This is a genomic window from Micromonospora narathiwatensis (genome assembly GCF_900089605.1).
Lineage (GTDB): Bacteria > Actinomycetota > Actinomycetes > Mycobacteriales > Micromonosporaceae > Micromonospora > Micromonospora narathiwatensis.
The window spans coordinates 4,373,982-4,396,824 of sequence record NZ_LT594324.1; the positions used below are offsets into that span (position 1 = coordinate 4,373,982).

The 22,843-nt window shown below is 72.8% G+C and carries 24 protein-coding genes; 16 read left to right on the forward strand and 8 right to left on the reverse strand.

What is annotated here, in order from left to right:
• Positions 1-57 precede the first annotated feature (57 nt).
• On the reverse strand, positions 58-984 hold the full coding sequence (locus tag GA0070621_RS18810; protein WP_091197674.1) for a lysophospholipid acyltransferase family protein: 927 nt from the start codon (positions 982-984) through the stop codon (positions 58-60).
• Positions 981-1,760 carry a GNAT family N-acetyltransferase gene (locus GA0070621_RS18815; RefSeq protein ID WP_091197676.1) on the reverse strand — a complete coding sequence of 260 codons (780 nt, stop codon included), beginning with the start codon at positions 1,758-1,760 and terminating at the stop codon, positions 981-983. The genes GA0070621_RS18810 and GA0070621_RS18815 overlap by 4 nt, the downstream gene beginning before the upstream one ends.
• A 211-nt stretch (positions 1,761-1,971) precedes the next feature.
• Here GA0070621_RS18815 and GA0070621_RS18820 point away from each other — a divergent pair, with 211 nt between their 5' ends.
• The 5 genes from GA0070621_RS18820 to GA0070621_RS18840 all read left to right on the forward strand — a co-directional run bounded on the left by GA0070621_RS18820 (position 1,972) and on the right by GA0070621_RS18840 (position 8,774).
• Entirely contained in the window at positions 1,972-2,628 is a 657-nt protein-coding gene (locus tag GA0070621_RS18820) for a hypothetical protein (RefSeq protein WP_091197679.1), read from the forward strand.
• 163 nt (positions 2,629-2,791) lie between these two features.
• Positions 2,792-3,730, forward strand: a complete 939-nt coding sequence (locus GA0070621_RS18825; protein ID WP_091202605.1) for an ABC transporter ATP-binding protein — start codon at positions 2,792-2,794, stop codon at positions 3,728-3,730.
• Positions 3,727-4,551, forward strand: coding sequence for an ABC transporter permease (locus tag GA0070621_RS18830; RefSeq protein ID WP_091197681.1), 825 nt, complete (start codon positions 3,727-3,729; stop codon positions 4,549-4,551). Before GA0070621_RS18825 ends, GA0070621_RS18830 begins: the two co-directional genes overlap by 4 nt.
• 252 nt (positions 4,552-4,803) lie before the next feature.
• Entirely contained in the window at positions 4,804-8,502 is a 3,699-nt protein-coding gene (locus GA0070621_RS18835; RefSeq protein WP_091197685.1) for a multifunctional oxoglutarate decarboxylase/oxoglutarate dehydrogenase thiamine pyrophosphate-binding subunit/dihydrolipoyllysine-residue succinyltransferase subunit, read from the forward strand.
• A gap of 92 nt (positions 8,503-8,594) precedes the next feature.
• Positions 8,595-8,774, forward strand: coding sequence for a DUF6104 family protein (locus tag GA0070621_RS18840; RefSeq protein WP_091197688.1), 180 nt, complete (start codon positions 8,595-8,597; stop codon positions 8,772-8,774).
• A gap of 20 nt (positions 8,775-8,794) precedes the next feature.
• On the opposite strand, the gene GA0070621_RS18845 is transcribed toward GA0070621_RS18840, so the two are convergent.
• A complete protein-coding gene (locus GA0070621_RS18845) occupies positions 8,795-9,382 on the reverse strand; it encodes a TetR/AcrR family transcriptional regulator (RefSeq protein WP_091197691.1) in 588 nt (195 codons plus the stop codon).
• A gap of 49 nt (positions 9,383-9,431) precedes the next feature.
• Here GA0070621_RS18845 and GA0070621_RS18850 point away from each other — a divergent pair, with 49 nt between their 5' ends.
• The 3 genes from GA0070621_RS18850 (at position 9,432) to GA0070621_RS18860 (ending at position 13,204) form a co-directional block, all read left to right on the forward strand.
• Positions 9,432-9,935 carry a GNAT family N-acetyltransferase gene (locus GA0070621_RS18850; RefSeq protein ID WP_091202607.1) on the forward strand — a complete coding sequence of 168 codons (504 nt, stop codon included), beginning with the start codon at positions 9,432-9,434 and terminating at the stop codon, positions 9,933-9,935.
• 78 nt (positions 9,936-10,013) lie between these two features.
• Positions 10,014-12,086, forward strand: a complete 2,073-nt coding sequence (gene pta / locus GA0070621_RS18855) for a phosphate acetyltransferase (protein WP_091197695.1) — start codon at positions 10,014-10,016, stop codon at positions 12,084-12,086.
• Positions 12,083-13,204 (forward strand): acetate/propionate family kinase, encoded by a 1,122-nt coding sequence (locus GA0070621_RS18860; RefSeq protein ID WP_091197698.1) that lies wholly within the window; start codon positions 12,083-12,085, stop codon positions 13,202-13,204. The genes pta and GA0070621_RS18860 overlap by 4 nt, the downstream gene beginning before the upstream one ends.
• A gap of 229 nt (positions 13,205-13,433) precedes the next feature.
• Here GA0070621_RS18860 and GA0070621_RS30070 read toward each other — a convergent pair whose 3' ends face one another.
• On the reverse strand, positions 13,434-13,610 hold the full coding sequence (locus GA0070621_RS30070) for a hypothetical protein (RefSeq protein ID WP_167667056.1): 177 nt from the start codon (positions 13,608-13,610) through the stop codon (positions 13,434-13,436).
• A gap of 158 nt (positions 13,611-13,768) precedes the next feature.
• On the opposite strand from GA0070621_RS30070, the gene GA0070621_RS18865 reads away from it, so the two are divergent.
• From GA0070621_RS18865 to GA0070621_RS18875, 3 genes are all read left to right on the forward strand, one after another.
• Entirely contained in the window at positions 13,769-14,746 is a 978-nt protein-coding gene (locus GA0070621_RS18865; RefSeq protein ID WP_091202608.1) for an alpha/beta hydrolase family protein, read from the forward strand.
• Positions 14,747-14,902: 156 nt separating this feature from the next.
• The gene (locus GA0070621_RS18870; protein WP_091197702.1) at positions 14,903-15,442 is read left to right on the forward strand and encodes a nucleotidyltransferase domain-containing protein; all 540 of its coding nucleotides are present in this window, start codon (positions 14,903-14,905) and stop codon (positions 15,440-15,442) included.
• A gap of 58 nt (positions 15,443-15,500) precedes the next feature.
• A complete protein-coding gene (locus GA0070621_RS18875; RefSeq protein ID WP_091197705.1) occupies positions 15,501-16,463 on the forward strand; it encodes an alpha/beta hydrolase family protein in 963 nt (320 codons plus the stop codon).
• A gap of 14 nt (positions 16,464-16,477) precedes the next feature.
• Here the strand turns inward: GA0070621_RS18875 and GA0070621_RS18880 are convergent, their stop codons facing one another.
• The 3 genes from GA0070621_RS18880 to GA0070621_RS18890 form a co-directional block, all read right to left on the reverse strand.
• Positions 16,478-17,440: a zinc-binding dehydrogenase gene (locus GA0070621_RS18880; protein WP_197673911.1), complete on the reverse strand. Its 963-nt coding sequence runs from the start codon at positions 17,438-17,440 to the stop codon at positions 16,478-16,480.
• Positions 17,441-17,509: 69 nt separating this feature from the next.
• Positions 17,510-18,685, reverse strand: coding sequence for an NAD(P)-dependent malic enzyme (locus GA0070621_RS18885; RefSeq protein WP_091197708.1), 1,176 nt, complete (start codon positions 18,683-18,685; stop codon positions 17,510-17,512).
• A 140-nt stretch (positions 18,686-18,825) separates the two neighbouring features.
• On the reverse strand, positions 18,826-19,182 hold the full coding sequence (locus GA0070621_RS18890; RefSeq protein WP_167667057.1) for a S24/S26 family peptidase: 357 nt from the start codon (positions 19,180-19,182) through the stop codon (positions 18,826-18,828).
• An 83-nt stretch (positions 19,183-19,265) separates the two neighbouring features.
• Between GA0070621_RS18890 and sodN the strand changes: the two genes are divergently transcribed.
• From sodN to GA0070621_RS18905, 3 genes are all read left to right on the forward strand, one after another.
• Entirely contained in the window at positions 19,266-19,670 is a 405-nt protein-coding gene (gene sodN / locus GA0070621_RS18895; RefSeq protein WP_091197712.1) for a superoxide dismutase, Ni, read from the forward strand.
• Between the two features lie 65 nt (positions 19,671-19,735).
• Positions 19,736-20,203 (forward strand): GNAT family N-acetyltransferase, encoded by a 468-nt coding sequence (locus GA0070621_RS18900; RefSeq protein ID WP_091202612.1) that lies wholly within the window; start codon positions 19,736-19,738, stop codon positions 20,201-20,203.
• A 32-nt stretch (positions 20,204-20,235) separates the two neighbouring features.
• On the forward strand, positions 20,236-20,640 hold the full coding sequence (locus tag GA0070621_RS18905) for an ATP-binding protein (RefSeq protein WP_091197715.1): 405 nt from the start codon (positions 20,236-20,238) through the stop codon (positions 20,638-20,640).
• 28 nt (positions 20,641-20,668) lie between these two features.
• Here the strand turns inward: GA0070621_RS18905 and GA0070621_RS18910 are convergent, their stop codons facing one another.
• The gene (locus tag GA0070621_RS18910) at positions 20,669-21,103 is read right to left on the reverse strand and encodes a hypothetical protein (RefSeq protein WP_407940297.1); all 435 of its coding nucleotides are present in this window, start codon (positions 21,101-21,103) and stop codon (positions 20,669-20,671) included.
• Here GA0070621_RS18910 and GA0070621_RS18915 point away from each other — a divergent pair.
• On the forward strand, positions 21,102-22,052 hold the full coding sequence (locus GA0070621_RS18915; RefSeq protein WP_091197721.1) for a diacylglycerol/lipid kinase family protein: 951 nt from the start codon (positions 21,102-21,104) through the stop codon (positions 22,050-22,052). The two genes, GA0070621_RS18910 and GA0070621_RS18915, sit on opposite strands and share 2 nt — an antisense overlap.
• A 444-nt stretch (positions 22,053-22,496) precedes the next feature.
• Positions 22,497-22,754, forward strand: coding sequence for a WhiB family transcriptional regulator (locus tag GA0070621_RS18920; protein WP_089005422.1), 258 nt, complete (start codon positions 22,497-22,499; stop codon positions 22,752-22,754).
• Positions 22,755-22,843 lie beyond the last annotated feature (89 nt).

Below are 22,843 nucleotides of genomic sequence, written 5' to 3' on the forward strand. Positions count from 1 at the left end.
GCATAACGCGATACATCGCGACTGAACAAGACTGTCGCGAGATATGTCGCGAGAGCGTCAGGCGGCCAGGTCCAGCACCTCCCGATCCGACGACAGCGCGGAACCGGGGCCGCCCGGAAGGACCGGCGGGAGGTCCAGCACCGGGGCGGGCCGACCGGTGGACACCGGCCGGGCCGGAGTCAGGTGGATCGCCGACTCGGCGGCGCGGGCCAGCACCCGCCGGTCCGCCTCCCGGGCCGGATGCAGCGCGGCGGCCACCACCACCGACACCGTCAGGTCCCGCGCCGCCAGCACCCGGCGTACCGACTCCCAGAGCGTCTCCTCACCGAGGAAGGCGGCCAGGGTGGTCGGGTCGCCGGCGTACCGGTAGGTGAGCCGCAGCGGCACGATCGGCGCGCCGGCGTCCACCGCGGCCTGGAACATGGCCGGCCGGAATCCCCGCCCGGGGCGGCAGTCGGACGCCTCACCACACCAGGTCGTCCCCTCGGGGAAGACCGCCACCGAGTGCCCGGCGCGCAGCGCGTTGGTCACCCGACCGACCGTGGCCGGCAGGTCACGTGGCCGGGACCGGTCCACGAAGACCGTGCCGCCGGCGGCGGCCAGCGGCCCCATCACGGGCCACGCCCGCACCTCCCGCTTGGCGAGCATCCGGGCCGGCGCGACCGCGAGCACGGCGAGGATGTCCAGCCAGGAGACGTGGTTGGCGACCAGCAGTGCCCGCCGGCGCGGCAGCCGGCCTCGGACCACCAGCCGCACGCCGAGGGCACGCAGGGTGCCGCGGGCCCAGCCACGCAGCGCGGCTTGCCGGTCCCGGGCGGGCAGCAACGGCAGGAGTACGGCCAGCCCGACCCCGCCCAGCAGCATCCCGCACACCCCCAGCAGCCGCGCCACCCGGCGCGGGAGCGACACGGCCGGCGCGGCGGCGGCCGGCAGGCACCCCGGTCCGCAGCCCGAGGCGGGCCGCCACAGGTCGTCGGCGGTCACGACGGCTCCCCACCGAGGAAGTGCCGCAGGTAGCGAGGGTTCATCCGGTCCAGCGAGAGCAGCACATAGAAGTCGGCACAGGCGAAGTCCGGGTCGTACGCCGGCTCCCCACAGACCCAGGCGCCGAGCCGCAGGTAACCGCGGAGCAGCGGCGGGATCAGCGCGTGGCGCTCGGCCGGCGACAACGTGCCCGGGTCGACGGCGGCCGGCGCCTCGGCGAACCACGGGCGGCGGGGCGTGACCCGCAGCGGCGGCGGGGCCAGGTGCCGGGCACTGGCCTGGGCCCACACCTCGGCGACCGCGGTCCCACCGTCGCTCACCGGGACCGAGGCACAGCCGCCGAGCCAGCGCGACCCGCGCAGGTGCAGGTACCTGGCGATGCCGGCCCACATCAGATTGATCACGGCACCGGAGCGGTGGTCCGGGTGCACGCAGGAGCGTCCCGCCTCGACCAGGTCGTCCCGGAGCGGGGCGAGCGCGGTCAGGTCGAACTCGCCGTCGGCGTACGGGCGACTCGCGCGGCCGGGCGGCAGCAGCCGGTACGTGCCGACCACCTCGTCGGTGCCCTCCCGGAGCACCACCAGGTGGTCGCAGTGGGCGTCGAACTCGTCGGTGTCGAGCCCGGCGGCCCCCGGATGCAGGGTCGCGCCGAGCTCGGTGGCGAACACCTCGTGACGGAGGCGTTGCGCGGCCGCGACCAGGTTCGGGTCGTCGGCGATCAGCAGGGTGTAGCCGCTGGTCGTGAGGGGTGCGCCAGCGGCGTGCAGAACGGCCATGGGTATCTGTGTAAGTGGCCCGGTTGCCGGCCACGGGGATGAGGGGTGTCGATCCGGTGAACGCCGGTCGGCGCTCCGGTCCCGCCTCCCACCTGCGGCGGACCACCACCCGTCCCACGATCGGGCGGGTGGAGCCGGCGAAGGCGGGCGTGCGAGGCTGCCGGGCGGGGCCGGCGCGGGGCCGGGACCCGGACCAGCCTGGAGGACGTACATGATCATCGAGTCGCGCTTCCACGGGCCTGCCGGCTCGGGCAACGGCGGCTGGAGCGCCGGGATCTTCGCGGCGGTGGTCGACGACCGGGGGCCGGTGGAGGTCACCCTGCGCAAACCGCCCCCGCTGGAGACCCCGCTGACCGCGGTCGACGGCACGGTCCGCGACCCGGACGGCGAGGTCATCGCGCAGGTACGCCGGGTCGACGCGGTCAGCGCCGTGGTCCCGCCGGTGGACCGGTCGACGGCCGAGGCCGCCGCCCGGGCGTACCCGGGGCTGGTGGAGCACCCCTTCCCCGGCTGCTACGTCTGCGGCCCGGAGCGTCCGGACGGACTGCGCATCTTCCCGGGCCGGCTGCCGGACGGCCGGACCGCCGCGCCGTTCCGCGCCCCGGCCGAGGTGGTCCCGGCGACGGTCTGGGCGGCGCTGGACTGCCCCGGCGGCTGGGCGGTGATCGCGCCCGGCCGCCCGTACGTCCTGGGCCGGATGGCCGCGGTGGTCGCGGCGCTGCCGCGGCCCGGCGACGAGTGCGTGGTGACCGGCGCGATGGTCGGCGGCGAGGGGCGCAAGGCCGAGGTGCACTCCAGCCTGTACGGCCCCGACGGTGCCCTGCTCGGCCACGCCCGGGCCACCTGGATCGCGCTGCCGCCGGCCTGACCTCTCCTCCCTGAGAACGACCGCCTCCTGCCCCCGGCGGAGGAGGACGTACGAGTCTCGCCTGATTGACCAGGTTGCGCGGGGTTGCGAGGCTGTGCCACGGCGCTGTCCGCGACGGCGCCCCCACCGGCGCGCCCGCGCGCCGTGCCAGGAGAGGAGAATGATGTCCGACGGGCAGTCAAGCCCCAGTGCCGGAACCGGCCAGATCGTGGTGTCCGGGCTGACCAAGCAGTACAAGAACGTGCGGGCGGTCGACAATCTGTCCTTCACCGTCCAGCCCGGGCGGGTGACCGGCTTCCTCGGCCCGAACGGCGCCGGCAAGACCACCACCCTGCGCATGCTGCTCAACCTGGTCACCCCGACCGCCGGCGGGGCCACCATCGGCGGCCACCGGTACGCCGACCTGGCCGACCCGCTGCGCTCGGTGGGCGCGGTGCTGGAGGCGTCCAGCGCACACAAGGGCCGTACCGGGATCAACCACCTGCGGGTGATCTGCGCGGCGGCCGGCCTGCCCCGTGAGCGGGCCGACGAGGCGCTCGCGCTGGTCGGGCTGACCCCGGCCGCGAAGCGCAAGTTCAAGGGCTACTCGCTGGGCATGAAGCAGCGGCTCGGCATCGCCGCCGCGATGCTCGGCAACCCGCAGGTGCTGATCCTCGACGAGCCGGCCAACGGCCTCGACCCGGAGGGCATCCGCTGGATGCGCGGCTTCCTCAAGGGGCTGGCCGCTGAGGGACGGACGGTGCTGGTCTCCAGCCACCTGCTCTCCGAGATGCAGCTGCTCGCCGACGACGTGGTGATCATCGCGGCCGGCAAGCTGGTCCGGCAGGGGCCGGTGGAGCAGGTGATCGGCTCGATGACGCACGGCACCCGGGTACGGGTCCGCACCCCGCAGGCCGAGGAGCTGACCACGGCGCTACGCGAGCAGGCGGCCACCGTGGCCACCGACGAGCACGGCGCGCTGCTGGTCACCGGGGTGGACGCCCCGACGGTCGGCCGGGTCGCCCTGGCCGCCAAGGTGGAGCTGCACGAGCTGACCACGGAGCGCCCCGACCTGGAGGGGGTCTTCCTCGAACTGACGGCCGGAAAGGCGGACATCCGATGAACCTGGTCCGATCCGAGCTGATCAAGATCCGTACGACCAGCACCTGGTGGATCTTCGGGCTCATCACCCTGCCGCTCTGGGCCCTCGCGGTGTTCTTCAACTGGTTGCAGGCCGACGCCCTGACCAGCGGAAACATCGGCGAGGTGCCGGCCGATCAGGCCGACCAGGTGCAGGCGGTCGCCAGCGTGGACAGCCTGGCCGCCAACCTCTACACCAGCGGCCAGTTCTTCGGCCTGCTCATCGTGATGTTGCTCGGCATCGTCGTGGTGACCAGCGAGTTCTTCCACCAGACGGTGACCACCACCTTCCTCACCGCGCCCCACCGCGCCGCGGTGATGCTGGCCAAGCTGGCCGCCGCGGGCGTGCTCGCGCTGCTGTTCTGGCTGGGCACCACGCTGCTCAACCTGATCGTCGCCCCGCTGGTGCTGAACGCGGTGGACGTCGGCTCCCAGTTCGGCAACGGGGCGGTCTGGCGGGCGGTCGCGCTCAACGGCCTGGCCTACCTGCTCTGGTCGGTGCTGGGGGTCGGGATCGGCGTGCTCATCCGCAGCCAGATCGGCGCCACGGTGACCGGCATCCTGCTCTACCTGGGTGGCACCATCGGCGCCGCCATCGCCATCGGCCTGCTGGCGCAGCGGTTCGGCGAGTGGATCAACAAGCTCCAGCTGCTGGTCCCCTCGCTGGCGTCGAGCCTGATGGTGAGCGGGGCCGAGATCCCCGGCAACCCGCCACGCTGGGCGGGCGCCGCGGTGTTGATCGGGTACGCCGTGGTGGCCGGCGTGATCGGAGTGCTGACCATCCGTCGCCGCGACATCTCCTGAACCGAGCCTCGACCGGCCCTGGGCGGTGACCCTGCGTCACCACTCAGGGCCGGTCGTCGCATAGCAGGAGGCGGCGGGACCCGCAGGGTTTGCCGAACTTCTGGCATCTTCTGTGAAACGGACCACCAGCCGGAGGCGAGAATGCCCACCGCATTCGTACGGCGTAGCCTGGGAGCCGTCCGTGCGCCCATTTCCGGGCACCGACGGACACCGCGTGCATACGAACCCGCGTGAAAGAGGCGATCAGCGGCCGTGTCGACCCAGCAAACTTCGCAGGAGAACCCACTGGCGGGTTTCGGCCCGAACGAGTGGATCGTCGAGGAGATGTACCAGCGCTATCTCGCCGACCCCTCGAGCGTGGACTCGGCCTGGCACGACTTCTTCGCCGACTACCGGCCCGCACCGGGCGCCGCCACCCCGCGCCCCGACGGCAAGGCCAAGCCGGCCGCCCGCCCCGAGCCCGGTGAGCAGCAGGAGGCCGTCGCCAGCGTCGCCCAGCAGCCCGCCCCGGCCAAGCCGGCCCCCGTCGTGAAGGCCCCCGCGAAGCCCGCCGCCAAGCCGGCCGCGAAGCCCGCCGCCAAGGCCCCGACCGCCAGCGCCGCCGGCACCACCCCGCTGCGCGGCGTCGCCGCCAAGATCGTGCAGAACATGGACGCCTCGCTCGCCGTCCCGACCGCCACGAGCGTCCGCGCGGTCCCGGCGAAGCTGCTGGTGGACAACCGCATCGTGATCAACAACCACCTGGCCCGCGGCCGCGGCGGCAAGGTGAGCTTCACCCACCTCATCGGCTACGCGATGGTCCGGGCGCTGGTCGAGCACCCGGAGATGAACAACTCCTTCGCCGAGGTCGACGGCAAGCCGGCGATGGTCCGCCCGGAGCACGTCAACCTGGGCATCGCCATCGACCTGGCCAAGCCGGACGGCTCCCGCAACCTCGTGGTGCCCTCCATCAAGGCCTGCGAGCAGATGGACTTCCGGCAGTTCTGGCAGGCGTACGAGGACGTGGTCCGACGCGCCCGCCGCAACGAGCTGACCATGGAGGACTACTCCGGCACCACCATCTCGCTGACCAACCCGGGCGGCATCGGCACGGTCCACTCGATCCCGCGCCTGATGCAGGGGCAGAGCGCCATCATCGGCGTCGGCGCGATGGAGTACCCGGCGCCGTACCAGGGGATGAGCGAGGCCACCCTGGCCGAGCTGGCGGTCAGCAAGATCATCACGCTGACCAGCACGTACGACCACCGGATCATCCAGGGCGCGCAGTCGGGCGAGTTCCTCAAGGTGATGCACGAGCTGCTGCTCGGCGAGCACGGCTTCTACGACCAGATCTTCACCTCGCTGCGCATCCCGTACGAGCCGGTGCGCTGGGTGCAGGACGTGGCCGTCAACTCCGAGGGCCAGATCAACAAGACCGCGCGGGCGCACGAGCTGATCCACGCGTACCGGGTGCGCGGCCACCTGATGGCCGACACCGACCCGCTGGAATTCAAGATCCGCAAGCACCCGGACCTGGACGTCCTCCAGCACGGGCTGACCCTGTGGGACCTGGACCGGGTCTTCCCGGTCAACGGTTTCGCCGGCCGGCAGCGGATGAAGCTGCGCGAGATCCTCGGCGTGCTGCGCGACTCGTACTGCCGCCGGGTCGGCATCGAGTACATGCACATCCAGGACCCGGAGGAGCGCCGCTGGATCCAGGAGCGGATCGAGCGCAAGTACGAGAAGCCGAACCGGGACGAGCAGAAGCACGTGCTCAACCGGCTCAACGCCGCCGAGGCGTTCGAGACCTTCCTGCAGACCAAGTACGTCGGCCAGAAGCGCTTCTCGCTGGAGGGCGGCGAGTCGCTGATCCCGCTCCTCGGCGAGGTGCTGGAGTGCTCCGCCGAGGCCGGGCTGGACGAGGTCGTCATCGGCATGGCCCACCGCGGCCGGCTCAACGTACTGGCCAACATCGTCGGCAAGCCGTACGAGAAGATCTTCTCCGAGTTCGAGGGGCACCTCGACCCGCGCTCCACCCAGGGCTCGGGCGACGTGAAGTACCACCTCGGCCAGAACGGCAAGTTCACCACCCCGGACGGCGAGCACGCGGTCAAGGTGTCGGTGGTGGCGAACCCGTCGCACCTGGAGGCCGTGGACCCGGTGCTGGAGGGCATCGTCCGGGCCAAGCAGGACCGGATAGACCTCAAGCTGGAGGGCTACACCGTGCTGCCGCTGGCGGTGCACGGTGACGCGGCCTTCGCCGGCCAGGGCGTGGTCGCCGAGACGCTCAACCTGTCGCAGCTGCGGGGCTACCGCACCGGCGGCACGGTGCACGTGGTGGTCAACAACCAGGTCGGCTTCACCACCGCCCCGGAATACAGCCGCTCCAGCCTCTACAGCACCGACGTCGCCCGGATGATCCAGGCGCCCATCTTCCACGTCAACGGCGACGACCCGGAGGCGGTCGTCCGGGTGGCCCGGCTCGCCTTCGAGTACCGGCAGGCGTTCAACAAGGACGTCGTGATCGACATGGTCTGCTACCGCCGGCGCGGGCACAACGAGGGCGACGACCCGTCGATGTCCAACCCACAGATGTACAAGATCATCGACTCGAAGCGGTCGGTCCGGAAGCTCTACACCGAGGAGCTCATCGGGCGGGGTGACATCACCGTGGAGGACGCCGAGGAACTGCTGCGCGACTACCAGGCGCAGCTGGAGCGGGTCTTCAAGGCCACCCGCGACGCGGCCACCACGCCACGCCAGCTCAGCCGGCCCCGCCGCGAGGAGGAGCCGGAGCCGCGGGTCGACACCGCCACAGACACCGCCGTGGTCAAGGCGATCGGCGAGGCGCACGTCAACCTCCCCGAGGGCTTCACCCCGCACAAGCGCATCCAGCAGCTGCTGGACCGGCGGGCCAAGATGTCCGTCGAGGGCGGCATCGACTGGGGCTTCGGCGAGATCATCGCGTTCGGCGCGCTGCTGCACGACGGGGTCACCGTCCGGCTCGCCGGGCAGGACTCCCGGCGCGGCACCTTCGTCCAGCGGCACGCCTCGATCGTCGACTCGAAGACCGGCGACGACTACCTCCCGCTCAAGTCGCTCACCGGCGACGGCGAACGCTCCCGCTTCTTCGTCCACGACTCGCTGCTGTCCGAGTACGCCGCGATGGGCTTCGAGTACGGCTACTCGGTGGAGAACGTCAACGCGCTGGTCTGCTGGGAAGCCCAGTTCGGTGACTTCGTCAACGGCGCCCAGTCGGTGATCGACGAGTTCATCTCCTCCGGCGAGGTGAAGTGGGGCCAGCGTTCCGCGGTCACCCTGCTGCTGCCGCACGGCCACGAGGGCCAGGGCCCGGACCACACCTCCGGCCGTCCGGAGCGGTTCCTCCAGCTCTGCGCCGAGGACAACATGCGGGTGGCCATCCCGACCACCCCGGCGAACTACTTCCACCTGCTGCGTCGCCAGGCCCTGTCGCCGAAGCGCAAGCCGCTGGTGGTGTTCACGCCGAAGTCGCTGCTGCGGCACAAGCTCTGCGTGTCGCCGGTGGAGGACTTCACCTCGGGCACCTTCGAGCCGGTCCTGCGGGACACCGCCGCCCCGGCGCCGGAGCAGGTGAAGCGGGTGCTGCTCTGCTCGGGCAAGGTCTACTACGACCTGTTCCAGGCCCGGCAGGAGCGGGGCGTCACGGACACCGCGATCCTGCGGATGGAGCAGCTCTACCCGCTGCCCGTCGAGGAGATCCGGGCCGCCCTGGCGCAGTACCCGAACGCCGAGGACTTCGCCTGGGTCCAGGAGGAGCCGGCCAACCAGGGTGCCTGGTCGTTCGTCGCGCTCAACCTGCTGGAGCACCTGAGCGACGTCCGGCTGCGCCGCATCTCCCGTCCGGCCGCCGCCGCCCCGGCGGTCGGCTCGGCGAAGATGCACGAGGTCGAGCAGACCGCGCTGATCGAGGCGGCTCTTCCCCGCCCGTGACCTGACCGCGCCGCGAGACACCGGGGCAGCGACCGTTACGACGGCCGCTGCCCCGCCTCGTGTGACGACGCCGTTTTCGAGAGGACGAACCGTTGTACTTCACCGACCGTGGCATCGAGGAGCTGGTCGAGCGCCGGGGCGACGAGCAGGTCAGCCTGGAGTGGCTGGGCGAGCGGCTGCGCGACTTCGTCGACCTGAACCCGGAGTTCGAGACCCCGATCGAGCGCTTCGCCACCTGGCTGGCCCGGCTGGACGACGAGGACGAGGAGTAGGCCGACAGCGCCGGCCAGGGTTACCGGGCCGCTGCCCCGATCAGGCCCAGGTACCGCTCGACGACCGCCGTCGCGCGCTCGGCGTCGCCGGTGGCCAGTAGGTCGAGCAGGGCACCGCGCAGCAGCGCCAACCCGAGGGCAGGATCGGTGCCGCCGGCAGGGTGGTCGCCGCCAGCCTCGCCGTGGACGTCGGCCAGCAGGCCGAGCCAGTCCTCCACCGTCTGCCGGGCGAAACCCGCCCAGGGCCCGTCCGGCTCGCTGAGCGAGCGGGCGTACGCCTGGAGCCAGAGGACCAGCAACGGTCGGTGCGCCGGATCCACGAGCCACCGCCACGTCGTCCGCACCGCAGCGGCGAAGTCGTCGTGCCCGCCCGCCTCCCGGACCCGACGCAGCGCCGCCAGCTCGTCGGCGCGGGCGCGGGCGAGCAGGGCGCGGATCAGCTCGTCCTTGGAGCCGAAGAGGAAGAGCAGTACCCGGGGACTGGACCCGATGGCGGCGGCGAGCGGGCGCAGCGACAGTTCCGTCAGCCCGTGCTCCAGCGCGTACCGGTAGGCCCGCTCGGTGAGTTCGTCCCGGCGGGCGCTGGGGGGTCGCTCGTGCTCCGTCACAGCGCTACTCTGCCACTGAAACGACTGTTTCAGTTGAGGAGGGGTGTCGATGAGCTCGGAAATCCTCGTTCGTCCGCTGGGTCGTCCCGGTGACCTGGGCTGGGTGGTGATGGCCCACGGCGAGATGTACGCCGCCGAGTTCGGCTGGGACACCAGCTTCGAGGCACTCGTGGCCCGGATCGTGGCCGACTACGCCGCCGGTCACGACGCGGCCCGGGAGGCCGCCTGGATCGCCGAGGTCGACGGCGAGCGGGTGGGCTGCGTCTTCTGCGTGGCCGCGGACGAGCGGACGGCGCAGCTCCGGATCCTGCTGGTGGACCCGGCGGCCCGGGGACGCCGGGTCGGCGGCCGGCTCGTCGACGAGTGCCTCGCCTTCGCCCGGCGCGCGGGGTACACCCGGATGCGGCTCTGGACCAATCACCCCCTGATCGCCGCCCGCCGGATCTATCTCTCCCGCGGCTTCCGGCTGATCGAGGAGGAGCCCCACCACAGCTTCGGAGTGGACCTGACCGGGCAGGTGTACGAGCGGGAGCTGGCGCCGGCCGGCGGGTGAGCCGACCACTGGTCGCGCCCGGTCGGCCCGGGCCCAAGGACCCGGGCGGGGGACACCGCGATCTTGTAGCGTGAGGCCGTGGCGCGAAGCGTGTACGTGACCGGTGTGGGTTCGGGTGGTGGCAAGTCGACCGTCGCGCTCGGGCTGGCCGAGCTGCTGTCCCGGCAGGTCGAGCGGATCGGCGCGTTCCGGCCACTGGTACCCGGCACCGGCCCCGACCAGATCCTGGCCCTGCTCACCGAGCGCTACCGGGTGGAGCTGCCGATCGACGAGCTGCACGGCTCGACGTACGCGGAGGCCACCGCGTTGGTCGCCGACGGACGGCGGGAGGAGCTGATCTCCCGGATCGTCGCCCGTTACCGCGAGGTCGAGCGACGCTGCCCGGCGGTGGTCGTGGTGGGCAGCGACTTCGCCGACGGGGACGGTGCCGGTCCTCGCGAGCTGGCCTTCAACGCCCGGCTGGCCACCGAGTTCGGCAGCGTGGTGGTGCCCGTGGTCGACGGGTTCGGCCAGCAGCCCGAGACGATCGCGGCGGCGGCGCGCGGGGCGTACCACGACCTGACGGACCTGGGCGCGACCGTGGTGGCCGTGGTGGCCAACCGGGTGCCCGGGCCGATGGCGCTGCCCGAGCTGCCCGTCCCCGCGTACGCGATCCCGGAGGTGCCGGCCGTGTCGGCGCCGACGGTGGCCGAGGTGGCGGCGGCGCTCGGCGCCACCCTGCTCTCCGGCGACGACGACGCGCTCGACCGGGACGTGCTCGACTACGTGGTGGGCGCGGCACACGTGCCCACCCTGCTCGACCACCTGACCGACGGGGCGTTGGTGATCACCCCCGGCGACCGGGCCGACCTGCTGGTGGCGGCCGGCGCGGCGCACGTGGCCGGGCAGGTCTCCCTGGCCGGCCTGGTGCTCACCCTCGGCGAGCAGCCCGACCCGCGGGCGATGCGGCTGGTCGAGCGGCTGAACACCGGGCTGGCCGTGCTCTCGGTGACCAGCGACAGCTACGACACGGTCTCGGCGTCCAGCCGGATCGAGGGCCGCCCCAGCACCGCGAACCCGCGCAAGGTGGAGGCCGCGCTCGGCGCCTTCGAACGTTGCGTGGACACCGTCGACCTGGCCGGCCGGCTGCGGGTCGGCCGCTCCAGCCGGGTCACCCCGCTGATGTTCGAGAACGACCTGATCGACCGGGCCCGGACGCGGCGTCGGCGGCTGGTGCTGCCGGAGGGCGCGGAGGAACGCATCCTGCGCGCGGCGGAGATCCTGCTCCGCCGGGGCGTCGCCGACCTCACCCTGCTCGGCCGCCCCGACGACATCGCCCGGCGTACCCGGGAACTGGGCGTGGACATCGGCGGCGCGCAGGTGGTCGACCCGGTGACCAGCCCGTGGCGGGACGAGTTCGCCGTCGAGTACGCGAAGCTCCGCGCACACCGGGGCCTGAGCCTCGAACTGGCCCACGACATCGTGGCCCAGCCCAACTACTTCGGCACCATGATGGTGCAGACCGGGCACGCCGACGGCATGGTCTCCGGCGCCACCCACACCACCGCGGCCACCATCCGGCCGGCCTTCGAGATCATCCGGACCGTGCCGGGCGTCTCGGTCGCCTCCAGCGTCTTCTTCATGCTGCTCGCCGACCGGGTGCTGGTCTACGGCGACTGCGCGGTCAACCCGGACCCGGACGCCGCGCAGCTCGCCGACATCGCCATCTCGTCGGCCGACACGGCGGCCCGGTTCGGCATCGAGCCCCGGGTGGCGATGCTGTCGTACTCGACCGGCGAGTCCGGCTTCGGCGCGGACGTGGAGAAGGTCGCCGCAGCCACCAAGCTGGTCCGGGAACGCCGGCCGGAGCTGCTGGTGGAGGGCCCGATCCAGTACGACGCGGCGATCGACCCGCAGGTGGCGGCCACCAAACTGCCGGACAGCCCGGTGGCGGGGCGGGCCACGGTGTTCATCTTCCCGGACCTGAACACCGGCAACAACACGTACAAGGCGGTGCAGCGGTCGGCCGGCGCGGTGGCGGTCGGCCCGGTCATGCAGGGCCTGCGGCGCCCGGTGAACGACCTTTCCCGGGGCGCCACCGTGCCGGACATCGTCAACACGGTGGCGATCACCGCCATCCAGGCCGCCGCGTCGTCGGAGGAGGTCGCGTGACCGACCGGATCCTGGTCCTCAACTGCGGGTCGTCGTCGGTCAAGTACCGGCTGTACGACGGCGAGGAGGTCCGCGACAAGGGCACCGTCGAGCGGATCGGCGAGCCGGGCGGTGGCCCGGTCGACCACGAGAGCTCGGTACGGGAGATCATCGCTCGGCTCGACCTCGACGGGCTGGCCGGGGTCGGGCACCGGGTGGTGCACGGCGGGCGGAGGTTCAGCGAGCCGGTGCTGATCGACGACGGGGTGATCGCCGCGATCGAGGACCTGGTGCCGCTCGCGCCGCTGCACAACCCGGCCAACCTGGCCGGCATCCGGGTGGCTCGGGAGGCGCTGCCGGACACTCCGCAGGTCGCCGTCTTCGACACCGCGTTCCACCACACGCTGCCCGAGGCCGCCGCCACGTACGCCATCGACCGGGACACCGCCGAGCGGTGGGGCATCCGCCGGTACGGCTTCCACGGCACCTCGCACTCGTACGTTTCCCGACGCACCGCCGAGCTGCTCGACCGGCCGTACGCGGAGCTGAACACGATCACCCTGCACCTGGGCAACGGGGCGAGCGCCTGCGCGGTCCGCGGCGGACGCAGCGTGGCCACTTCGATGGGCATGTCCCCGCTGGAGGGCCTGGTCATGGGCACCCGCAGTGGTGACCTGGATCCGACGATCATCTTCCATCTACGCCGCGAGGCCGGGATGGGCGTGGACGAGATCGACGACCTGCTCAACCACCGCAGCGGCCTGCTCGGGCTGACCGGGGTCAACGACATGCGCGAGGTGCTGGCCCGCCGGGACGCCGGCGACCCGGCCGCCGCGCTCGCCTTCGACGTCTACCGCCGCCGGATCACCGGATACGTGGGCGCCTACTACGCCCTGCTCGGGCGGGTCGACGCGGTCACCTTCACCGCCGGCGTCGGCGAGCACGCGGCGCCGGTCCGGGCCGCGTCGCTGGCCGGCCTGGAGCGGCTCGGGATCGCCGTCGACCCGGCCCGCAACGACGGCAGCGGCGACCGGGTGATCTCCCCGGACGGCGCCGAGGTCGCGGTCTGCGTGGTCAACACCGACGAGGAGCGCGAGATCGCCCGGGAGACCCGGGACGTGCTCGGCTCGCCCGGCTGAGTTGCCGGCGGGCGGGCGGCACCTGGGTATCCGCTCGCTGTGGACCTGATATCGCAAACGATTCACCGATGCGGCGGGCTGTCCACCCAACTGGCCGTCACCGATCCGACCGAGCACAGGCGCGGGCAGCCGGCATCGGGCCCGAGTCGTTCACGACATCAGGTCCACAGCGTCACGAACCGGGTACGCGGCTGTCCGAGCGGACAGCGACGGCTCCCGGCGGCGGGGCTCAGGCCAACGCCAGCCAGGCGACCAGGGCGATGACCACGACGGCGGCGCCGATGCCGGCGAACAGCGGCAGCCGGGAGGGTGCCTTCTCCGCCGCCGCCGCTGCCGGGTCGGGCGAATCGACGAACGCACGGAACTGCGCGGTGTTGCCGCTCGGGTCGGTGTAGTTCTCAGCCATGCGCGTGACCCTAGCGAAGCTCGTCCACCCGGACGTTCTCGCACCGTGCCGATGACGACAACACCGTCCGGCCGGTGGAGGGACGTCGGCCGGGTGTCGGCGACGCCCGGTCCGGACGTCCGGGCCGCACCGGCCACCCGGCCGCCTACCGTGAAAGGGTGAGGTTGCAGCGGCTGGTCGCCGCGTTGGTGACGGCGCTGCTCGCGGGGTGCGGTCCGGCCACGACCGAGGTTCCGGAGCCGCCCACCGGCCAGCCGTCACCGCAGCGGGCGTACGCCGTCGGGGTGCGGCAGTTCGTCGTCGACCCGGGCAGCCCCCGGCCGTTGCCGGTCACCGTCTGGTATCCGGTGGAGCCGACCGCGCCGCCCGTCCCCGCGACGGCGGCACCCACCCTCACGATGCCCGTGGCCACGCCGTCCCCGAGCGCGCCGGTGGTCCGCCCGGGCGCGCCGGTGGCCGCCGGACGCTTCCCGGTGGTGATCTACAGCCACGGGCTGCGCAGCCTGCCCGAGTTGCACGCCCCGCTGACCACCCGCTGGGCCGCCGCCGGCTTCGTGGTGGCCGCGCCGACATTTCCGCGTACCAACCTGCGGGCGCGCGACTTCACCCGGGCGGACGTCCGCAACCAGCCCGCCGACGGCTGGCGGCTGATCCGCCACCTGGTACGTCTCGACGCCCGCCGTGGCGACCCGCTCGCCGGGCACCTGGCCGTCAACCGGTTCGGCGCGGCCGGGCACTCGGCGGGCGGCTTCACCACGGCCGGCATGTTCACCTCCGGGCACTCGGCGCGGCTGCACGCGGGAATCGTGATCGCCGGCGGCGGACTGGCCGGCAGCTTCGCCGGCCCGATCGCCCCGCTGCTGTTCGTGCACGGTAGCGCCGACCCGGTCGTGCCGGAGCCGGTCGGCCGGGCCGGGTACGCCCGCGCCCTCGGGCCGGCCGCCTTCCTGAGCCTCCCCGGTCAGGGCCACGGCGAGTACCTGATCCCGGGCCGCCCCGGCTTCGTCCAGGTCCTCGCCGCCACCATCGACTTCCTCCGCTGGACCCTCTACGACGACCGGGCCGCCCTGCGCCGGCTCCCCGCCGACGCCCAGCTATCCGGCGTCACCACGCTCACCAGCCGCCTCCCCCGCTGACACCGCACAGGCCACGGACACCGCGGAAGCCACCGCTCCACCGCACGGCCGCCGCTCCACCGCACGACGACCGGAGACCGCCCCGCGACCGACCCGCGACCGACCCGCGACCGTCGCGGGACGGCGCGGTCGGCCGGCGGACGCTAGCGTGGCCGGATGGACGGTGACGGGCTGGCGGGGCGGCAACTCGACGCCATCCGCGAGGTGACCGCGCTGGCGGAACGGGCCGGCATCGGGGTGTGGCTGCGCGGCGGCTGGGCGATGGACTTCCACCTCGGCGCGGTGACCCGGCCGCACGTCGACGTCGACTGGTACTGCTGGCGGCGCGACGCCGCCGCGCTGGCGGCCCTGCTCGCCGGAAAGGACTGGCGACCCGACCCACGGATGCCGGCCACGACCCAGCTCGACCTGCTCCGGGACGACGTCGAGCTGAGCTTCGCGTACCTCGACCGGGACGCCGAGGGCCGGGTGGTGGTGGGCGCCGGGCCGTGGGCCGGCACGCCACTGCCCGACGGGATGCTGGACGCCCGGCCGGGCCGGATCGGCCCGCTGGCCGCGCCGATCATCAGCGTGGCCGCGCAGATCGAGTTCAAGGAGATGTTCCCGGTCTGGATGCCGACGCGGCCACGTCGCGCCAAGGACGCCGCCGACCTGGCCCGCCTCCGGAGCAGCGTGTCCGAGCCGCGTGGAAGGTGACAGCCGGCCTGAGCCGATGCCGGCCGGCCGCCCCGGACGGCGAGGCAGAATCGTCCTCATGCTCCGTCGCCGTGCCGCCCTGGTCACCGCCGCCCTGCTCACCGCGGCCCTGACCGGCTGTTCAGGCGGCACCGTCCCGGCCGAGCGCACCGCCCCGAGCGCGTCGCCGAAGGCGACCACCCCGGCGGCGCGGCCACCCGCCGGGCACGCACCCACCGAGAGCTTCGCCGTCGGCGTACGCCAGCTCAAGCTGAACCGCGACGGCCACCGCGCCCTTCCGGTGGTCCTCTGGTATCCGGCCCGGGGTGCGGCCGGCGGGGCGCCCGAGCGGTCCGCGCCGGCGGCGGACGGGCGGTTCCCGGTGGTGATGTTCAGCCACGGGCTGGGGGCCCAGCCGGAGGACTACCAGCCGCTGCTGAGCCGGTGGGCGGCGGCCGGGTTCGTGGTGGCCGCGCCCCGGTTCCCGCACACCAGCACGGGCAGCGACGGCAACGTGCTCGACGTGCTGAACCAGCCCGCCGACGTGTCGTACGCGCTGACCCAGGTGCTGGCCGCCGACGAGAAGCCGGACGACCCGCTGCACGGCCGGCTGGCCGTCGACCGGGTGGCCGCGGCCGGGCACAGCGCGGGCGGGGTGACCACGGTCGGGCTGTTCACCGCCGGCCGGGACGAGCGACTCGACGCCGGCATCGTCTTCGCCGGGACGGCGCTCGGCGTCGGCACCGCCTTCGCCGGGGCCGCCGCGCCGCAACTCTTCGTGCACGGCCAGGCCGACGAGGTGGTGGACTACGCCGCCGGCAAGGCGGTCTACGACGCGGTGCCCTGGCCGAAGGCGATGCTCAGCCTGCCGAAGGGCGACCACGGCCGGGCCCTGCTCACCGACGGCGCGGCGCTGCGGGTGGTCGCCGACACCACCGTCGAGTTCCTGCGCTGGACGCTCTACGCGGACGCGGCGGCGAAACGACGCCTCCCCGCCGACGCCACCCGTGGCGGCCTGGCCACTCTCGACGACCACCTCTGACCAGGGCCGCGCGGTCAGGCGGTGTGGTCGATGACCACCTTGCCGAAGACCTCGCCCGAGGCGAGGCGGGCGAAGCCCTCCTCGATCCGGCTGAACGGCACCACGCTGTCGACCACCGGGCGTACGGCGTGCTCGGCGCAGAACGCGAGCAGCTCGGTCAGCTCGTCCGGGCTGCCCATCGAGGTGCCGAGGATCTCCAACTGCATGGCGAAGACCCGACGCAGGTTGATCTTGGGCTCGTGGCCGGAGGTGGCGCCGGAGACCACGATCCGGGCCATCGGCGCGGCCGACTTCAACGAGTGGTCGAAGGTGGCCGCCCCGACCGTCTCGATCACCACGTCGACCCGCTCGGGCAGCCGGGCACCCGGCTCCAGCGCGGTCGCGCCCAACTCGGCGATCCGCTCCCGCTTCGCGGCGTCGCGGCTGGTCGCGTACACCCGCTTGCCGAGCGCGACGCCGAGCGCGACGGCGGCGGTGGCCACGCCCCCGCCGGCCCCCTGCACCAGCACCGACTCGCCGTCGGCCACCCGGCCCTTCGTGGTGAGCATCCGCCACGCGGTGAGCCAGGCCGTGGGCAGGCAGGCCGCGTCGGTCGCCGACAGGCCGGCCGGCAGCGGCAGCAGGTTCATCCGGGGTACGGCCACCCGCTCGGCGAAGGTGCCGGGGAAGTGCTCGGAGAGGATCGAGACCCCGCGCGGGTCGCCCGGGGTGGGCACCACCGGGTAGATGACCACCTCGTTGCCGTCCGGGTCGGTGCCGACGGCGTCACAGCCGAGGATCATCGGGAGCTGGTCGCCGGTGAGCCCCACCCCGCGCAGCGACCAGAGGTCGTGGTGGTTGAGCGAGCTGGCCCGCACCCGCACGGTGACCCAGTCCGGATCGGGGTGGGTCGGCTCGGGGCGGTCGCCGACGGTGAGGGTGGCGAGCGGGTTGTCGGCGTCGAAGGCGGAGGCAAAGGCGGCACGCATGATCGGCACCGTAACAAGCCGAGCGGCCGACACGAAGGGCGAACGGGCCGAGGGAGGCCCCGGCCCGTTCGCCACCCGTCAGCGGCGGGCGACCCCGTCGTGGCGGGCGGCCTCGGCGACCGCCTCGGCGACCGCCGGGGCGACGCGCGGGTCGAGCGGCGAGGGCACGACGGCCTCCGGGGTGAGCGTCTCCGCGACCACGCCGGCGATGGCGTCGGCAGCGGCCACCTTCATCCCCTCGGTGATCCGGGTGGCCCGGGCGTCCAGCGCGCCCCGGAACACGCCGGGGAAGGCGAGCACGTTGTTGATCTGGTTGGGGTAGTCGCTGCGCCCGGTGGCGACCACGGCGACGTGCCGGGCGGCCACCTCGGGATGCACCTCGGGGGTGGGGTTGGCCAGCGCGAAGACGATGCCGCCGGGAGCCATCCCGGCCACCGCCGCCTCCGGGATCTGCCCGCCGGAGACGCCGACCAGCACGTCCGCGTCGCGCAGCGCCTCGGTGATGTCCCCCTGCCGGCCGTCGGCGTTGGTGGTCTCGGCCAGCTCGGCCTTGGTCCCGGTCAGCTCGCGGTGCCGGCCGAGGATGCCCTTGGAGTCGCAGACGACCACCTGGTCCGGGTTCACTCCCCCGGCGATCAGCATCTTCGTCACCGCCACGCCGGCGGCTCCGGCCCCGCTCACCGCCACCCGCAGGTCGCCGAGCTTGCGGTTGAGCAGGGTCGCCGCGTTGCGCAACGCCGCCAGCACCACGATCGCGGTGCCGTGCTGGTCGTCGTGGAAGATCGGGATCGGCAGCGCCTCGTCCAGCCGGCGTTCCACCTCGAAGCAGCGCGGTGCGCTGATGTCCTCCAGGTTGATCCCGCCGAACGAGGGAGCGAGGGCCCGGACCGTCGCGACGATCTCGTCGACGTCCTGGGTGTCCAGACAGATCGGGACCGCGTCCACGCCCGCGAACTGCTTGAACAGCACCGCCTTGCCCTCCATCACCGGCAGCGCCGCGCGCGGGCCGATGTTGCCCAGGCCGAGTACGGCGGAGCCGTCGGTGACCACGGCGACGGTGTGCGACACCCAGGTGTACTCGTCGGCGAGGGCGGGATCGGCGGCGATCGCCTCGCACACCCGGGCCACCCCCGGGGTGTACGCCAGGGAGAGGTCCTCCCGGCTGGTGAGCGGCACGGTCGAGGTGACGGCCATCTTGCCGCCGGTGTGCAACCGGAAGACGGGATCAGCGGGGTCCGGGGTGGACGTAGACATGGTGACTCCAGGATCTGTCGAGCAGACGGACCGGCCGGCTCGGCGCGCGATGGTCAGCGGCCAGCGGGGCGGCGGTGCGGGGGGTCACCCGGGCACTTTCCGAGCATAGTCAGGCACCCGTCACTCGCGTGTGAGCGGGGTCATATCCACCGCTGTCGACCGTTGACCAGCCCGGGGCGCGGCCAGTAGCGGGCCACCACCCGGCCCCGTACGTCGGCCACCCCGTAGGCCCGGGAGTCGTCGGTGACCAGGTCGTTGTCGCCGCGTAGCCACCAGCCGCCGTCCTGCGGGCGGACCGCGCGCTTGACCACGAGCAGGTCGGGGCGGCTGCGGAAGACCGCGACCACCACGTCGCCGGGGCGCACCGCCCGACCGCCGGTACGCACCAGCAGCGCGTCCCCGTGTCGCAGCGTCGGAACCATGGAGGGGCCGGTGACCAGCACGGCCGCCAACGGGCCGCGCAGCACGGGCGGGGTCGAGCCGTTCGCGGCGCCCACCGGTTTCACCTCCCGCCCGCCGGGGAGCATCTCCAGGAGTAATGTCGGCTTGGATCATCGCAAACATCCCATGGAGGACCCTGATGCGCCTTCCCCGCATCCTCACGCCCCGTGTGACCGTCAGCGCCCACTGCGACCTGCCGTGCGGCGTTTACGACCCCGCGCAGGCCCGGATCGAGGCCGAGTCGGTCAAAATGATCTGTGAGAAGTACCAGGCGAACACCGACCCGGAGTTCCGCACCCGGGCCATCCTGATCAAGGAGCAGCGCGCCGAGCTGGTCAAGCACCACCTCTGGGTGCTCTGGACCGACTACTTCAAGCCGGCGCACTTCGAGAAGTACCCGCACCTGCACCAGCTCTTCAACGAGGCCACCAAGATGGCCGGCGCGGCCGGCGCCAAGGGCGCGACCGACCCGGCCAAGGCCGACGAGCTGCTCTCCAAGATCGACGAGATCTCGAAGATCTTCTGGGAGACCAAGCAGGCGTGACCCTGGCCGACCAGGCACCGACGATCCGGCCGGCGCGTCCCGAGGACGTGCCGGCCGTCGTCGCGATGGTGCACGAACTCGCCGACTACGAGCGGGCCCCGGAGCAGTGCCACCTCACCGGGGAGCAGCTCGCCGCCGCGCTCTTCCCGGCCGCGCCGAGCGGTCGGGGCCCCGCGCTCTTCGGGCACGTCGCGGTGGACGCGACGGACCAGCCGGTCGCCTTCGCCCTCTGGTTCCTCAACTTCTCCACCTGGGAGGGCGTGCACGGCATCTACCTGGAGGACCTGTACGTCCGGCCGGCGGCCCGGGGCACCGGCGTCGGCCGTCGGCTGCTCGCCACCCTGGCCGCGATCTGCGTCGAGCGCGGCTACCGGCGGCTGGAGTGGTGGATGCTCAACTGGAACCCGGCGGCCCGCTTCTACGCGGCAATCGGCGCGACCCCGATGGACGAGTGGGTCCCGTACCGGCTCACCGGCACGGCGTTACACGAACTCGCCGGGAAGGCGACGGCCGTCACATACCCCGACGCCTGAGCGGGTAGAGTCCCGCACCGGGGGGATGAGGCGTGACTCAACTGACCGGCCAGCCGACGACCGACGACGATGTCGTGCACCTCACCGTGCCCGCCGACGGCGGCTATCTCGGCGTGCTGCGCACCGCCACGGCCGGCCTCGCGGCCCGGCTCCAGTTCGCCCTCGACGAGATCGAGGACCTGCGTATCGCGGTCGACGAGGCGTGCGCGATGCTGCTCGCCATCGCCACCCGGAACGCCGAGTTGGAGTGCCGGTTCGCGGTCACCGAGGACGCGCTCACCGTCGAGGTGACCGTGCCGACCGTCCGGGGAGCCATGCTCCCCTCCGAGTCGTCCTTCGCCTGGAAGGTGCTGACCGCGCTGACCACCTCGGCGTCCGCCCGGGCCGCCGACGGCCGCGCCACCATCTCGCTGCTGACCCGCCGCTCCGGCTACTGACCGGCCCACCGCCGGCGGCCGGCGCGGGTCAGTCGAAGCCGAGCGCGCGGTTGGTCGGCGAGCTGACCAGCAGCCCGCTGACCCCGAGGCCGAGCGCGATCAGCGGCAGCCCCAGCCAGCCCAGCCCGCCCTGGATCATGTACCAGCCCACCGGCAGCAGCATGAGCTGGAGCACGATGGCCGGCGCCCGGGCGCCCGCCCGGCGGCGTACCAGCGCACCGCCGAGGGCCCAGAGCGCCGCCGCCCCGGCCACCGCGAACGCGGTCACCCACAGCGCCGAGGTGAGATCGGTGCTACGCGCGGTCAGGTCGGACCAGATCAGCCACGCCGCGACCAGGCCGAGCGCCACCGCCTCGGCGCGCAGCAGCCAGACCGCCCAGCGGAGTGTGGCGGGGACCGGGTCGGAGTCGATCGTCACGGGCGACACGATACCCGTGGGTAGTCGCGGTACAGTGCCGCCCATGCGGGCCGTCCTGGTGGTCAACCCGAAGGCCACCACCACCAGCGAACGCAGTCGGGACGTCCTGGTCCGGGCGCTGCGCAGCGAAGTCGACCTGTCGGTGCGCTACACGCGCCGGCGCGGCCACGCCACGGACCTGGCCCGGGAGGCGGCCGAGGAGGGCGTCGACCTGGTGGTCACGCTCGGCGGCGACGGCACGGTCAACGAGGTGGTGAACGGCCTGATGACCGCCGAGCCGCCGACCTTCCGCACCGGGGAGACCCCGGCGGAGCGGTTGCCGGCGCTGGCCACCGTCCCGGGGGGCTCGACCAACGTCTTCGCCCGCGCGCTCGGCCTGCCGCGGGAGTGGCCCGACGGGACCAGCATGATCCTCGAGGGGCTGCGCCTGGGCCGGTCCCGCACCATCGGCCTGGGCCGCGCGGACGACCGCTACTTCACCTTCTGCGCCGGCTTCGGCATCGACGCGGCGGTGATCCACCGGGTCGAGCAGGCCCGCCGGCGGGGCCGGGTCTCCACGCCGGCGCTCTACCTGCGCTCGACGGTGAGCCAGTACTTCCTCGCCTCGGACCGCCGGCACCCGTCGATCACCCTGGAGCGTCCGGGCGAGAGCGCGGAGGCCGAATTGGCCACCGTCATCATCCAGAACACCGCGCCCTGGACCTATCTGGGGGAACGGGAGATCAACCCGAACCCGGAGGCGTCGTTCGACCTCGGGCTGGACGTACTCGCGATGCGACAACTCCGGGTGGGCAGCACCGCACGTACGGTGACGCAGTTCTTCTCCAGTCGGCCCGATCCGCACGGCCGGCAGGCGCTCCGACTGCACGACGTGTCGGAGTTCACCCTGCTCTCGGCCCGTCCGCTGGCATTCCAGCTCGACGGGGACTACCTGGGCGAGCGGGAGAAAGTTAGATTCGCATCCGTTCCGGCCGCACTGAGAGTAATCTGCTAGGTCTCGGGTACTCCCGTCGGTTGACGCGGCGACCACCCCCCGAGAGGTCGCCGCCACACCCGACGAAAGGTGCCGGAAATGTCAGCAATGTCACGCAGACTGTACTACATTGATCCTCGACTGTGGTACGCCGGGTAACCAGAGCGCTCTGAAACCCGGACAAAAGGGTGGTGAGCCCGCTCACGGTTCGGAGTTTTTCCGAGCGGCACCCTTGACATCGCCGAAGTTCGTGAAAGTATTCACAAGCGAACTTGTGTTACCGGGACATTGCCTGGATATGCTCGGCAGGTTGAGCTCTTCCGGCAGGTCTTGGGACCCGCAGCCTGCTCACGCAGCGCCGAATTGATGGATGCTGACCGTCACCAATCGGCAACGCGGATGCATATAGGAAAAGCACCAAAGCGTTATCTGGCCACCCACTTAAGAATGAGGAGTGTTGCCGCCATGGACTGGCGCCACGATGCCGTCTGCCGCGACGAGGACCCGGAGCTGTTCTTCCCGATCGGGACGTCCGGTCCGGCCCTCCTGCAGGTGGAGCAGGCCAAGGCCGTCTGCAGGCGCTGCCCGGTGACCGACCAGTGCCTGCAGTGGGCGCTGGAGTCCGGTCAGGACGCCGGCGTCTGGGGCGGAATGAGCGAGGAGGAACGCCGCGCGGTCAAGCGCCGCGGCGGTTTCCGCGTACTGCGCGCTCACTCTGCCTGATCGCACCACCGCAAGCCGCACGCCCCGGCCGGATCATCGGCCGGGGCGTATTGCTGCCCGACGCGGCCGAAGCGCGTTCGCGTCGATCA

What these genes read in the sequence shown, in the direction of transcription:
- GA0070621_RS18870 (WP_091197702.1), top strand. Translation starts at nt 14,903, where the DNA reads ATGGACGGTGACGGGCTGGCGGGGCGGCAACTCGACGCCATCCGCGAG.
- GA0070621_RS18885 (WP_091197708.1), bottom strand. Translation starts at nt 18,685, where the DNA reads ATGTCTACGTCCACCCCGGACCCCGCTGATCCCGTCTTCCGGTTGCAC.
- GA0070621_RS18900 (WP_091202612.1), top strand. Translation starts at nt 19,736, where the DNA reads ATGGTGCACGAACTCGCCGACTACGAGCGGGCCCCGGAGCAGTGCCAC.
- GA0070621_RS18815 (WP_091197676.1), bottom strand. Translation starts at nt 1,760, where the DNA reads ATGGCCGTTCTGCACGCCGCTGGCGCACCCCTCACGACCAGCGGCTAC.
- GA0070621_RS18920 (WP_089005422.1), top strand. Translation starts at nt 22,497, where the DNA reads ATGGACTGGCGCCACGATGCCGTCTGCCGCGACGAGGACCCGGAGCTG.
- GA0070621_RS18830 (WP_091197681.1), top strand. Translation starts at nt 3,727, where the DNA reads ATGAACCTGGTCCGATCCGAGCTGATCAAGATCCGTACGACCAGCACC.
- GA0070621_RS18820 (WP_091197679.1), top strand. Translation starts at nt 1,972, where the DNA reads ATGATCATCGAGTCGCGCTTCCACGGGCCTGCCGGCTCGGGCAACGGC.
- GA0070621_RS18875 (WP_091197705.1), top strand. Translation starts at nt 15,501, where the DNA reads ATGCTCCGTCGCCGTGCCGCCCTGGTCACCGCCGCCCTGCTCACCGCG.
- GA0070621_RS30070 (WP_167667056.1), bottom strand. Translation starts at nt 13,610, where the DNA reads ATGGCTGAGAACTACACCGACCCGAGCGGCAACACCGCGCAGTTCCGT.
- GA0070621_RS18915 (WP_091197721.1), top strand. Translation starts at nt 21,102, where the DNA reads ATGCGGGCCGTCCTGGTGGTCAACCCGAAGGCCACCACCACCAGCGAA.
- GA0070621_RS18850 (WP_091202607.1), top strand. Translation starts at nt 9,432, where the DNA reads ATGAGCTCGGAAATCCTCGTTCGTCCGCTGGGTCGTCCCGGTGACCTG.
- sodN (WP_091197712.1), top strand. Translation starts at nt 19,266, where the DNA reads ATGCGCCTTCCCCGCATCCTCACGCCCCGTGTGACCGTCAGCGCCCAC.
- GA0070621_RS18825 (WP_091202605.1), top strand. Translation starts at nt 2,792, where the DNA reads ATGTCCGACGGGCAGTCAAGCCCCAGTGCCGGAACCGGCCAGATCGTG.
- GA0070621_RS18910 (WP_407940297.1), bottom strand. Translation starts at nt 21,103, where the DNA reads ATGGGCGGCACTGTACCGCGACTACCCACGGGTATCGTGTCGCCCGTG.